Origin of the sequence: Micromonospora sp. NPDC050417 (assembly GCF_044458865.1) — a bacterium.
Classification (GTDB): Bacteria; Actinomycetota; Actinomycetes; order Mycobacteriales; family Micromonosporaceae; genus Micromonospora_G.
On sequence record NZ_JBITIH010000004.1, the window covers coordinates 95,643 to 107,918 of the forward strand.

14 protein-coding genes are annotated in these 12,276 nt (G+C 71.3%); 6 read left to right on the plus strand and 8 right to left on the minus strand.

The genetic code is table 11. The features are described 5' to 3' along the window. Positions 1–8: 8 nt before the first annotated feature. Entirely contained in the window at positions 9–923 is a 915-nt protein-coding gene (locus ACIBF5_RS07320) for an SDR family NAD(P)-dependent oxidoreductase (protein ID WP_396809033.1), read from the minus strand. A 63-nt stretch (positions 924–986) separates the two neighbouring features. Then, complete coding sequence (locus ACIBF5_RS07325) at positions 987–1,454, minus strand: PPOX class F420-dependent oxidoreductase (RefSeq protein WP_396809034.1); 468 nt, start codon at positions 1,452–1,454, stop codon at positions 987–989. 397 nt (positions 1,455–1,851) lie between these two features. Between ACIBF5_RS07325 and ACIBF5_RS07330 the strand changes: the two genes are divergently transcribed. The 3 genes from ACIBF5_RS07330 to ACIBF5_RS07340 are packed head-to-tail and all read left to right on the plus strand — an operon-like array spanning position 1,852 to position 3,846. Beyond that, positions 1,852–2,937: a LuxR C-terminal-related transcriptional regulator gene (locus tag ACIBF5_RS07330; protein ID WP_396809035.1), complete on the plus strand. Its 1,086-nt coding sequence runs from the start codon at positions 1,852–1,854 to the stop codon at positions 2,935–2,937. Next, positions 2,934–3,203, plus strand: coding sequence for a hypothetical protein (locus ACIBF5_RS07335; RefSeq protein ID WP_396809037.1), 270 nt, complete (start codon positions 2,934–2,936; stop codon positions 3,201–3,203). The genes ACIBF5_RS07330 and ACIBF5_RS07335 overlap by 4 nt, the downstream gene beginning before the upstream one ends. A gap of 22 nt (positions 3,204–3,225) precedes the next feature. Continuing rightward, positions 3,226–3,846 (plus strand): hypothetical protein, encoded by a 621-nt coding sequence (locus ACIBF5_RS07340; protein ID WP_396809039.1) that lies wholly within the window; start codon positions 3,226–3,228, stop codon positions 3,844–3,846. 90 nt (positions 3,847–3,936) lie between these two features. On the opposite strand, the gene ACIBF5_RS07345 is transcribed toward ACIBF5_RS07340, so the two are convergent. The 4 genes from ACIBF5_RS07345 to ACIBF5_RS07360 form a co-directional block, all read right to left on the minus strand. Next, on the minus strand, positions 3,937–4,758 hold the full coding sequence (locus tag ACIBF5_RS07345; RefSeq protein WP_396809041.1) for a hypothetical protein: 822 nt from the start codon (positions 4,756–4,758) through the stop codon (positions 3,937–3,939). A 164-nt stretch (positions 4,759–4,922) separates the two neighbouring features. After that, the gene (locus ACIBF5_RS07350) at positions 4,923–5,390 is read right to left on the minus strand and encodes a hypothetical protein (RefSeq protein ID WP_396809043.1); all 468 of its coding nucleotides are present in this window, start codon (positions 5,388–5,390) and stop codon (positions 4,923–4,925) included. A gap of 51 nt (positions 5,391–5,441) precedes the next feature. Continuing rightward, complete coding sequence (locus ACIBF5_RS07355) at positions 5,442–7,220, minus strand: MFS transporter (protein WP_396809045.1); 1,779 nt, start codon at positions 7,218–7,220, stop codon at positions 5,442–5,444. A 30-nt stretch (positions 7,221–7,250) separates the two neighbouring features. Then, positions 7,251–7,697: a MarR family winged helix-turn-helix transcriptional regulator gene (locus ACIBF5_RS07360; RefSeq protein WP_396809047.1), complete on the minus strand. Its 447-nt coding sequence runs from the start codon at positions 7,695–7,697 to the stop codon at positions 7,251–7,253. Between the two features lie 167 nt (positions 7,698–7,864). On the opposite strand from ACIBF5_RS07360, the gene ACIBF5_RS07365 reads away from it, so the two are divergent. After that, a complete protein-coding gene (locus ACIBF5_RS07365) occupies positions 7,865–8,791 on the plus strand; it encodes a 2-hydroxyacid dehydrogenase (RefSeq protein ID WP_396809048.1) in 927 nt (308 codons plus the stop codon). On the opposite strand, the gene ACIBF5_RS07370 is transcribed toward ACIBF5_RS07365, so the two are convergent. Together ACIBF5_RS07370 and ACIBF5_RS07375 are read right to left on the minus strand one after the other, a co-directional pair. Beyond that, positions 8,785–10,113, minus strand: coding sequence for an AAA family ATPase (locus tag ACIBF5_RS07370; protein WP_396809050.1), 1,329 nt, complete (start codon positions 10,111–10,113; stop codon positions 8,785–8,787). The genes ACIBF5_RS07365 and ACIBF5_RS07370 overlap by 7 nt on opposite strands. A 122-nt stretch (positions 10,114–10,235) precedes the next feature. Continuing rightward, positions 10,236–10,499, minus strand: coding sequence for a hypothetical protein (locus tag ACIBF5_RS07375; protein WP_396809427.1), 264 nt, complete (start codon positions 10,497–10,499; stop codon positions 10,236–10,238). Positions 10,500–10,526: 27 nt separating this feature from the next. Between ACIBF5_RS07375 and ACIBF5_RS07380 the strand changes: the two genes are divergently transcribed. Beyond that, positions 10,527–10,790 (plus strand): hypothetical protein, encoded by a 264-nt coding sequence (locus ACIBF5_RS07380; RefSeq protein WP_396809412.1) that lies wholly within the window; start codon positions 10,527–10,529, stop codon positions 10,788–10,790. Positions 10,791–10,936: 146 nt separating this feature from the next. After that, positions 10,937–12,163, plus strand: a complete 1,227-nt coding sequence (locus ACIBF5_RS07385; protein ID WP_396809052.1) for an exonuclease domain-containing protein — start codon at positions 10,937–10,939, stop codon at positions 12,161–12,163. Positions 12,164–12,276 lie beyond the last annotated feature (113 nt).

The following is a 12,276-nucleotide window of genomic DNA, read 5'->3' on the forward strand; positions in this document are numbered from 1 at the left end:
CGCCCCGCTCAGCCGAGCAGCCGCAGCGAGATCTCCCAGAGCCGGTCGGCGTTGGCCCGGTCGAGAACGAACGGCGCGACCCCGCTGAAATCGTCGCCCCGCCGCTCGATCACCGACGCCTCCTGGCAGTTCTCGAAGTAGCGACCACCGATCCCGTCGAGCAGCGGTGACGTGGCCAGCAGGACCGAGGTCGCGGCCCCCTGCTCGGGCGTCTTGACCAGTTCGGGAGGCGTACTCAACGTGCCACCGACGTGACGCTGGAGGTTGGTCTCGATCGCGCCCGGGTTCAACGCGTTCGCCGTGATGCCCGCGTCACCCCAGCGCGCGAAGACGCCGACCGCGAACAGGATGTTCGCGGACTTGGACTGCCCGTACGCCAGCCAGGGGTCGTAGGCACGGAAGGAGAACTGGAGGTCGTCGAAGATCACCGGCGAGAGCATGTGCGCACTGGAACTGAGCGCGACGATCCGGGCGCCCCCGGCCTCCGCCAGTGCGTCGTAGAGGCCCAAGGCGAGCGCGAAGTGACCGAGATGGTTGGTAGCGAACTGCATCTCCCACCCGTCGGTCGTACGCTGCTCGGGCGAGGCCATGATGCCGGCGTTGTTGACCAGCACGTGCAGCGGACCGGCCCAGTTGTCGACGAAGGCGGCGATCGACGAACGGTCGGCCAGGTCCAGCGGGGCGACGTGGACCTCCTTGTTGCCGGTGGTGCCGGTGATGTCCATGGCGGTACGCGCCCCGGCGTCGGTGTTGCGTACGGCGAGCGTCACCTCGGCGCCGATCCCCGCCAACGCCCGGGCGGTCTCCACCCCGATCCCCGACGCTCCGCCGGTGACGACCACCCGGCGACCGGCCAGGTCGATCCCCTCCGCCACCTCGGCGGCGGTGGAGGAGAAGCCGAACGGGGTCTCGATACGGGTCATTTCCGTATGCTGCCCCAGCCCGGCCGGGGCCGGGCTGGAACGGGCAAACCGCCCGGGGTGGGATCAGGCGTCGGCGAGCCGGGCCGGAAAACCACCGGTGGCGAGCGGCCCCCAGCTCTCGATGGTCACCCGGATCAGCGACTTGCCCTGGGACACCATCGCCTGCCGGTACTCGTCCCAGTTCGGGTGCTCCCCCGAGATGCAACGGAAGTACTCCACCAGTGGTTCCAACGCCTCGGGCAGGTCGAGCACCTCGGCCGTACCGTCGACCTGGACCCAGGGCCCGTTCCAGTCGTCGGAGAGGACGCAGACCGAGACGCGTGGGTCGCGGCGGAGGTTGGCCACCTTCGCGCGCTCGGGATAGGTCGAGATGACGATCCGGCCGGCCGGATCGACACCACAGGTCACCGGGGACGACTGCGGGCGGCCGTCGGCGCGGCTGGTGAGCAGGATCGCACGGTGGCGTGGGGCGAGGAACTCGGTCAGACGGTCACGGTCGACCTGGGTGTTGGTGGCGATGCTCCTGGGCATTACCCCAGCCTAGGACGCTGGTGTCGCCGCCGCGCCAGGGGTGGGTACGTCGGCAGCGGACTGGTGGTCACCGTAGGGTCACCAGTCGCCTGACCCGGCGCTGATGACCCGACGGTGACCGTGACCGGGCCCCGTCCCCGTGTGCCCCAACCCGTCCTCCGGGAACCCGCTCCTTGCCGTCACGGGAGAGCTACCCCCCGTTTTCCGTAGCTCTCGGCCGTGTATCGGCACACTGACAATGCGGGAATCCGGGCCGACTGGGCAAGCATTCCCGATCAGGCCGTTGCATGATCCTGCAACTGCCCTGCTGGCCCTTCCGCTCTGGTTGACCGGATGGTGTTCTGTGTACGGGCGGGAGCGGGGGGCACCGCTCGTGAAAGGTCAACGGGAGGATCTGGTGTCCGACGCCACCGCGACGATTCCGCGCCTTACCCGCTGGGGGGTGTCGCCCGACGCGGACCTCGTCTACCGGGCGCTGACCATGCTCGGCGGTCGGAGGGACACCGAGCTGAGCCGGGAACTCGGCCTCGCTCGGGCCCGGGTGGTCGCCGCCCTGGACGAGCTGGCCGCGCTCCGGGCAGCCCAACCGGTCGGTTCGCCGGCCGTACGAGGCAGGGCCAGGGCCTCCCGGCGCTGGGATCCCTGCCCGCTGCCGCAGGTGCTGGGCCGGTTACGTCGACCGGCCCTACCCAGCACCGACCGGGACCGCTGGCGGCGGCACTTCGCGGCGATCGACGGCCTGCGGATGCCGACGCTGGAGCCGTCCCGGACCCGGATCTGGGGCAGCCGCCCACTGGCCCGTCGCCGGATCGTCCACCTGGCCGCTGCCGAACGACACGAACATCTCGCCATCAACAACGAGGAGGTGCTCACCGCCGAGGTGACCGCTGCCGCGTTGCCGACTGACCGTGCCCTGGTCGAACGGGGTGTGCAGATGCGGATCGTCGGCCGCCCGCCGGGCGACGGCGACCGGTCGACCGCCCACCTGGCCCAGTTGGGCAACGCCAGTGGCATCTACCGGGAGTTACCGGACCTTCCACTCAAACTCATGGTCTTCGACCGACGCGTCGCGCTTTTTCCGGCCGACCCGCTGAACTTCGAAGCCGGGGTCGTCGAGGTCGACGACGCACCGGCGGTACAGGCACTCTGCGGACTCTTCGACCGGTTGTGGGCGCAGGGACGCGATCCGCACCGACAGGGGGTTCCGCCCATCACACTCACGCCCCGAGAGCAGGCGCTCGTCGCGCTCCTGTCCGCCGGACACACCGACGTGTCCGCCGCCAACGAGCTGAAACTGAGCGTACGGACGGTGGCGTACACCATGCGGGAGCTGATGGATCGGCTCGGCGTGGAGAACAGGTTCCAACTCGCTCTCCTCCTCGGTGCCGCTGGCGCCGCCCCCATCCCGACCACCCGCACCGCCGCTCCCACTGCGAAGAACCCACCCGACCAGGCCAGCCCAGCCGCGAAGGAAGACGCATGAGACACCGCTCCGCCCGCCCTGCACCGATCATGCTCGCCACCGCCGTGGCCGGGCTGCTCGCCGCCACCGCCGTCGCCGGGGCGGCGGTGGCGGACGGGACCGCCTCCCCGTCACCGACCCAGCAGGCACAGGTGACGGGGACGCTCGCCGGCACGGCAGGCGGCGTCCATCTGCTCGGCACTCCGATCGGCGCCTGCGCCACCTGTTTCGTCGATCCCCGGGATCGGGGTGCGATCGTGATCCCGCCTCCGCCCGTGGCGCCCTGACCGCGCCCGTCCAAGGAGACCCATGAACCGATCGCCGGTCCGCCTCTCCCCACTGCTGGCAGTCCTCGCCACGACGGCACTCCTGGTCGTCGTGGCTACCACCACCGCGGTCGCCGGACCCACCACCACCGAACCGCCGGTCGGGGTGCGCACGACGGGAGGACCGGTCACCACCGCGACAGGGTCGCCCATCCCCCGGGTCTGGTTCGCCACGACCTGCGCCACCGGGCACTTCGGCGCGCCCGCGCTGGACACCTACGGCCGGGTCACGGTCCCTGCGGAGATCACCAACTGTGGGCCCGACTCAGCACTGTTCCGCTTCACCATCGTCTCGTTCCGGACCGACCAGGACCAGGCGTACGCCTTCGACAGTCAACTGCGGCCGTACCGGTCGGACGGTCCGACGCCGGTGACCGCGACGACGATCGGTCGGGCCATCCCCGGCCAGCTCGGGGTCTGTCTCATGCGGAACATCGCCGCGCCGGTCGCCTGCCTGCGCCTCACCTTCACCGACGATCTGGAGATGACCGCCGAGCCGATCCCGGTCGACGACCCACTGGTGACCAAGCCGGTGATCCTGACCGACGACCCCCACCTCGGCGAGCCCGGCGGAGGCTGCGGCACCTGCTTCGGTCTGCACTGACCCCGTCCACCTCCGGCTACGCCGATCAGCGCCCGGGGCGGTACGACACCGTCCCGGGTTCGGTCGGCCGGTCACACCAGCCGGCCGGGGTCAGCCGGCGCGTGCCGCGCGCCACCGGGCGGCCTGCTGCGGTCGGCGGGACACGTCCCGGGTCGGTCCGTTGCCCGTACCGCCGCCCGGGGGCAGCAGGTGCGCCGCCTGACGGGCCCGCTCGGTGGCGGCGAACGCCTCGTCCCGCAGGCTCTGCGCGGCAACGGCCGCCGCCTCGGCGGTGTGCCAGGCAGCCCGCTCCCGTTCCGCCGCCCGACGCTGGGCGGCGAGTCGGCCATCGCGTACGGCCCGGCGCAGCACAACCTCCTGCTCCACCGGGTGCCGGCGCGGGTCCCACCCGTTGCGGTGCGCGAGCGCGTTGCTCAGCTCCCACACCGACAGTTCCTGCCGGCCACAGGCGCTCAACGCCGCCCGGTGCAGGTAACGCTCCCGGTCGGCGTACTCGGCCGGGGTACGGGGCGTACGCGGCACCGGCAGGTACGTGGTCGCGGCGACCCGCCTCGCGTCGGCGTCAGCGGCCTCGTACGCCTTCCACGCCTCCTCGACCTCGTCCTGCGAGGCGAGCCATTCCTCGCGGCGTCGGCGCGCCGTCTCGGCTGCCCGCGTTGCCGCGACCCCCACCTCTTCGGCGTAGCGGGCCAACTCCTCCGCCTCGGCGGTGAGCCGCGCCCGGCCGGCAACCGCCGCCCGGAGTCGACCGCCCTGCGCGCCACGCAGGACGTCGCCGGCGTCGACGGCTTCAGGTCTGGGTCGACGGGCGATCAGGGCCGCCATCGCGGCGAGTGCCACCACGATCAGGGCGGACCAGATCATCGCGGCCCGTGGGATGTCGAGCAGGAAGAAGTACATGAGGTTTTCCATAACCAGCACACCTCGGCGATAAACGATGACGTTCAGGGATCCGACCGGGGAGGCGGACGCATGTCCGACGTCCCGGTCCGGAACCCCGGGCCGGGGCTGCGGTGCGGTGCGGAACGTGCGTGCGCCACGGAACACCCGCGCACCGGCGTGACGCCGGCGGGGTGTCAGCGCAGCGGCGGGGCCCGCTGGCCGGTGGGGAGGCCGTGCCCGGAGCCGCTCGACGCGTGGGCGGCGGCGGGCACTCGCCGGATCGACCGTGGGTCCGGCTCGACGGAGGTGAGGGTCGCCCGTTCGGCCGCCACCGGGGCGGGTTCGACGGCACCGTCGACCTCCACCGGCGCGACGACCTGGGTGCCTTCGCCGACTTCGGTCTCGGCGGCACCGGCCTCGGGCCTCGTGCCTGTCGGTGGTTCGGCGACCACCCCGCGCGGGTCCGTCGTTGTCGCGTCACCCGTGGACGGCGTGGTCGCGGCGGCGGCCGACGCGGCGGCGAGCGATGGCGTTGCGGGTGCCACCTCACCGGTGCCGGCGCTCAGGCCGAGCAGGAGGGCCATCAGGATCAGGCCGGTGAGCAGCCGCAGTGACCGGCGCGCCACCCACCACAGGGGGCGGGTAAGTGTCACGGCGGCCACGGGAGCGAGCTTACCGCCCCCACGTCCGGCGCGAGCCGATCATGACCGGTGTCACGTGGATCGGCCGCCGGTCGGGGCTCCGCCCGGCTCCCGGGTGACCAGGTCCTCCCCCGGCCCGGACGGGCGGGTCTTCGGCGCGAACAGCGACGCCGCCGCACCGACCAGCGCCATCACGATCGCGAGCCAGAAGACGACGCCGAGTCCATGGTGGAACGGTCCCGCGATCAGATGCGGGAAGAACTCCCGACCGGTCAGCGTCTCGGCGTTCACCGCCGGCAGGGCACCGAGCACCTGCGGGCCGAGCAGTTGCTCGATCGGGTTGTAGCCCAGGAACGCGGCGAAGAGCGTACCGACCGGCGGCAGTTCGGCGACGGTGTGCGCGGCGGCGGCCGGTACGCCCTGCGCGGTCAACCCGGCGTCGAGCGTCCCCGGCAGCGACCCGGCGAGCCCGGCCACCATCAGCGAGAAGAAGACACCGATGGAGAGCACCATGCCGGCGTTCTGGAAGGTCGCCCGCATACCGGAGGCGGCACCCCGCAGCCGGGCCGGCACGCTCGACATGACCAGCGCGGTGTTCGGGGCGGCGAAGAGACCACCGCCGAGCCCGTTGAGGAAGACCAGCGCGGCGAAGACCCAGTAGTTGAAGTCGCTCGGGATGAGCAGCAACCCGGCGAAGGAGGCGGCCATCACGACCAGTCCGCCGGCGGCGAAGAGCCGGGCGCCGTACCGGTCGGAGAGGGCGCCGGCGAGCGGCCCGGCGGCGAGGAACCCGATGGTGAGTGGGAGCAGGTAGATGCCGGCCCAGAGCGGGGTCTGCTCGTAGTTGTAGCCGTGCAGCGGTAGCCAGATGCCCTGCAACCAGATGATCAGCATGAACTGGAGTCCGCCACGGGCGATCGAACCGAGCAGGCTGGCGGCGTTGCCGCTGGCGAAGGCGGCGATCCGGAACAGCTTCAGCGGGAACATCGGCTCGGCCACCCGGGACTCGATCACACAGAAGAGCACGAGTACGGCGGCGCCGCCGATCAGTCCGGTCAGCACCCACGGGTTGGTCCAGCCCATGGTGTGTCCGCCGTAGGGCTGGATGCCGTACGTGATGCCGGCGAGCAGCGCGGTCAGCCCGACGGCGAAGGTGAGGTTGCCCCACCAGTCGATCCTTGCCCTGACCCGTACGCCGGTGTCGTGCAGCGAGCGGTACGCCCAGATGGTGCCGAGCAGGCCGATCGGTACGTTGACCCAGAACACCGAGCGCCAGTTCCACTCGGAGAGCAGTCCACCGAGGACCAGTCCGATGAACGAGCCGGCGATGCCGGCGACGATGTTGATGCCGAGCGCGGTGCCGCGTTGCCGCGCGGGGAAGACGTCGGTGACGATCGCGGCGGCGTTCGCCATCAGCATCGAGCCGCCGACGGCCTGGAGCACCCGCCAGCCGATCAGCCAGAGTGCTCCTCCCCCGCCGTCGAGCGGGTCGAGGGAGAGCACGATCGAGGTGACGGTGAAGATGGCGAAGCCGGCGTTGTAGATGCGGACCCGCCCGTACATGTCGCCGAGCCGGCCGAGGGTCACCACCAGGACGGCGGTGACCAGCATGTAGCCCATCAGCATCCAGAGCAGGTAGCTGACGTTCCCCGGCTCCAGCGGGTTGAGGTGCACGCCGTTGAAGATCGCCGGTAGCGAGATCAGCACGATCGACGAGTTGATCGTGGCGAGCAGCATGCCGAGGGTGGTGTTCGACAGCGCGATCCACTTGTAGCGGGGGCTGTCGGCGCCGCCGGCCGGACCGCGCCGGTCGATGCCGGGGCTGGTGCTGTCGCGCCCGTTCAGAACCATCGGATCACATGTCCTTGTCGAGATCGTCGTTCAGTGTGCGGCTGTTCGTTCGGCGAGCCGGTCGAGCACCCGCAGCGAGGTCACCACGGCTTCCCGCTCCGGTGCCGACAGGTCGGCGAGGAGTGCGGCGAGCATCCGGGCGCGGGCGGCGCGTCGGTCGCGTACCAGTTCCCGGCCGGCCTCGGTGATCTCGACGACGACCACCCGGCCGTCGGCGGGGTCTCCTCCGCGTACGGCGAGCCCGTCGCGTTGCAGTCGGGAGACGAGTTGGGTCATGCCGGGCTGGGTGACACCTTCCGCCACGGCCAGGTCGGAGAGGCGGTGCGCACCGAACTCGTCCAGCCGGTAGAGGGTGGAGGCGGCGGTGAGGCTGAGCCCGTCCGGCGTGGTGAGCCGCCGCAGCAGTCGTAACACCCGGTCGAAGCTGGTCACCGTACGGAGCAGGTCGGGGTCGCTGTCCGAAGATCCGTTCGCCACGACCCAGTTATATATCATCGGCTTATAGAAGTTGCTTATGATTCACCGCACAACAGTCACGACGATGATCGCCGCCCTCCGGCCCCCCATCGACGAAACGCTTCCGACCTGCGGATTTCCGGGTCCGACAGCCATCGAGGAATCATGAAAAGCTATCGTTTTAATACGTGAAGGCGTGGATTCCTCATAAGTCCGGCATACCGCTGCTCGGCGAGTTGCCGCCCAGCGTCACCGTCGAGGTCGCGGACGACGCGGCCCAACTTCCGTCCGACCCGAGCGGGGTCGAGTTCTGGCTGCCGACGTTCATCGGCCAACCATCCAACGCCGCACTCCTTCCCCGCCTGCACGACCTGCGGGTGATCCAGCTACCCAGTGCGGGAGCGGACGCGTGGATCAGGGTGCTGCCTCCGACCGTCACCCTCTGCGACGCACGCAGCGTGCACGACTCGTCGACGGCGGAATGGGTGGTCGGCGCGATCCTGGCCCAGCTTCGCCGGTTCCCCGCCCTCGTCCGCGCCCAGCAGCGGCACGAGTGGGCGCACCGGGAGGTCGCACCGACCGACGAGCTGTACGGCAAGCGCGTACTGATCGTCGGCGCCGGCTCGATCGGCACCGCCGTCGCCGCCCGGCTCGCCCCGTTCGGCGTGACCCTGACCCTGGCCGCCCGCACCGCCCGCCCCGAGGAGAACGTCCACGCGGTCACCGAACTGCCGCGACTGCTGCCCGAGGCGGACATCGTGATCCTGCTGGTGCCGCTCACCGAGCAGACCCGGGGCCTGATCGACGCCCGTTTCCTGGCAGCGATGCCGGACGGCGCCCTGCTCGTCAACGCCTCCCGTGGCCCGGTCGCCGACCCGGAGGCGCTCTACGCCGAACTCGCCACCGGCCGGATCCAGGCGGCACTCGACGTCACCGAACCGGAACCGCTCCCCGCCGACGACCCGCTCTGGGGGCTGCCGAACGTACTGATCACGCCACACGTCGGCGCGATGGTGCACGGCCTGATGGCCCGCGTCTACCGGCTGGCCGGGGACCAACTGCGCCGGCACGTCGCCGGCGAACCGCTGCTCAACCAGGTCGTCAACGGCTACTGACGCAACGCGCGGGAACCCTCCAGCACCGACATCATCGACTGGTTCGCCTCCCAGCCGTCGGGAAACTTCACCGGCACGTTCAGGTGCACCGGCTCGGTCGAGGGGTGGGCGTCGAGCAGGTCGGCGATGCCGGCGCGGGCCACCACCACGCAGGCGTGCCGGTGCCGGGAGGTCAGCACACAGAGCCGCCCCGACTCCAGGTGGAACGCGGTCGCGTCACGCCGCCCGGAGAGCGGGTGCAACACCACGGTCAGGTCGTACTCGCGGCCCTGGAGCCGGTTCGCGGTGTCCACCGTGACCCCTTCCCCCGCCGGGCCGAGCAACGACCGGATCACCGCGACCTGGTCCCGGTGGGCGGCGCCGATCGCGATCCGGGACGCGTCGACCGGCGCCCCCTCAGGGGAACGCTCCGAAACCGCCACCGCCCCGCGTTCGAGCACCCGCCGGGCCAACGCGGCACAGGCCGCCGCAGCCTCGGTGTCCGTGCGCGGGGTGTGCCGGGCGGGTAGCTCGTACAGCGCCCAACCGCTGGCGGCGGCCAACTCCAACGCCGCGTCGACCGGGTCACCCGGTCCGGGCACGGTCAGCGCGAGCGTCCGGTCCCCGGCCGACGTACCGGCCCGGAAACCGGTGAACGGGTAGAACGCCTGCGCCACCACCGGTGCCGCGGAGGCCGGCAACCGCCAGGAGACCGGCAGCCGGTGTACCGGCAGCTCCGGATTGTGCCGAAGCAGCACCGCGACGGCGCTCTGCATCGGATCCCAGGTCAGACCCGTCCAGCGGACCGTGTCCACGGTCGAGAACGGGTCGAGCTGACCGGGGTCGCCGACAAAGAGCGCCCGCTCGAACCGGGCAGCCACCCGGAGCAGGGCGTCGGAGCGCATCTGGTACGCCTCGTCCACGATCGCCCAGGGCCAGGAACCTTCGGAGACCATGGCCCACTTGGCCGCCGTACCGATGATCACGGCCGGACCACCCAGCTCCGCGACCTTGGCCGCGACCCGGACGCTGTCGTGCCGCGAGACCCGCTCCGAAGGCACGTAGTCGGTGGCCGAGAGCCGGCCGATCCGCAGCACGGGCGCGGCCACCGCCAGCCGGTCGATCAGGTCGTCGACCTGCTCGTTGGTCTGGGCAATGACGATCAGCGGCGCGCCGGCCGACGCGAGTTCCACGGCGGCCCGCACCACCAGGGTCGACTTGCCGGCACCCGGCGGCGAGTCGACCACCACGCCTCGGTGCGCCCCGTCGCGCAGGTCCGCGAGGACCGCGTCGACCACCCGCCCCGCCTCGACCGACGGCGGCAGCGTCAAGCCCGTGACCATGCGTCGCCCCACTCTCCGACCGACGGTTCCCGGCACATTATCGGCCCCGTCGGGACAGGTCGTAGCACCCGTCCCTGCCGACACCGCCACGGTCACCGTGAAGATGAAGGACTGAACGGGCGTCACGGCAGTGGGTGTCGGCTGAAGAACTCCCACATCAGTTGGCTCGCGTCAGCGGGCCAACTGTGCGCCATCCGGGCCACCGCGTAGACGACGTGCTCGGTGCCGCCGGGGCAGGTGGTGGTGTAAACGTGGGTGGGTCCGCCCTCCATGGTGATGGTCCTGACCCGCTCGTCGGCGCAGCCGAGCGCCCGGTCCCAGGAGGCGTTGGTACCGCTCCAGGCTCGGCTGAGCCGGTCGCCCCCCTGAAAGGTGAGCAGCGACATCGGCCGGGACGGCGCCAGCCACCGACCATCGCGCCCCGCAGCGAGGTCGCGCTCAAGGCGTACGCGGTGAACAGCGCCGATCCACAACAGATGGCGGCCCTCTACCAGGGCCTCGCCGAACAGGCCGCCGCCACGCTCGCCGCCTTCGAGGAGGAACTCGACTGGATGCGGGCCGAGGGCTACGACAACACCACCCATCCCAAGTTCGGCGCCTACGCCGTACTCCGGTTCGGCGTCGAGTCCCAGCGGGTCATGCAGGAGTGGAGCTCCTGGCTCGCCAGCCGACTGTAGATCCCGCCCCCGACGGTAGGTCCGCTCCAGCCCCGACCGGCCGACTGCACGTAGCGGGCAGGGCGGTACCTTCGGCCGTACTGATCGCCGATTGTCGTCAATAGTGTGGCTTGCCTGTGCCCCGACAGCAGAGAAGGTGGCGCCAGGTGTACGCCGTCATCGACGTGGAGACCACCGGTCTCAACCCGGCCATGCACGACCGGGTCTGTGAGATCGCCGTGGTGCATGTGGACGAACGAGGTCGAGTCACCGACCAGTGGTCGAGCCTGGTCAACCCCGAGCGGGATCTTGGTCCACAGCGGATACACGCCATCCGGGCCGCCGACGTACGACACGCACCCACCTTCCGGCAGCTCGCCGGGGAGATCGCGCAACGCCTCCGGCACCGTCTCGTGGTCGCACACAACCTCGCCTTCGACGCCCGGTTCGTCACCGCCGAGTACGCCCGCCTCGGCGCCACGGTGCCGATCCACCACACGGACGGGCTCTGCACCATGCGGCTGGCGCCACGCTTCCTCCCGCTGGCCAGCCGCAGCCTCGCCGACTGCTGTCTCGCCGCCGCGATCCCCCAGCAACAAGCCCACTCTGCCCTGGACGACGCGCTGGCGGCAGCCCGCCTACTCGCGTACTACCTCGTCGCGGCGGGACAGCCCCCACCCTGGGAGGACGCGATCCGGCTGGCGGGCAAACAGGCGTGGCCCGAGTTTGCCCCCACCACTGCCGCGACGGCGATCACCCGCGGTGCCGCCGCCGCCCGACAGGTCCACTTCCTGGCCCGGCTCGTCGACCGGCTGCCGCGCGTACCCGAACCGCCGCAGGCGGACGCGTACCTTGCCCTGCTCGACCAAGCGCTGCTCGACCGCTACCTCTCCGCGGCCGAGACCGACGCCCTGGTCGAAACCGCGAACGCGCTGAAACTCACCCGCCGTGAGGTCGTTCTCCTACACCGGCAGTACCTACGCGCGTTGGCGGCGGAGGCGGCCGACGACGGCATCGTCACCACGGAGGAACTGGGCGACCTGCACGAGGTCGCATCCCTGCTCGACCTGGCCTCCGACGAGGTCGACGGGGCGATCGCCGAAGCGCTCTCCACCGGACCCGGTGCACCTGCGGTGGCCCCCGTACCGCAACGCTTCGCGCTCGCCGCCGGTGACCTCGTGGTCTTCACCGGTCAGATGGACGAGGCCCGTGAGGTCTGGGAGGCACGCGCGTTCGGCGCCGGTTACCAGGTCGGACGGTCGGTGACGAAGAAGACCGCCCTGCTGGTGGCCGCCGATCCGGACAGCCTCTCCGGCAAGGCCCGGCAGGCCCGGAAGTACGGCATCCCCGTCGTCCACCCCGCCGCCTTCCTCAAGCTCGTCAACCGCACCTGAAGTGAAAGGAGGGGCCCCCCCGGTGGACGGCCTCGGAAGGGCGCGCGGGCGCCGCGGCGACAACCCCCACACGCGCGACGACCGGCGCGGGGGCCGGGCCCGCCGCGCCCCCC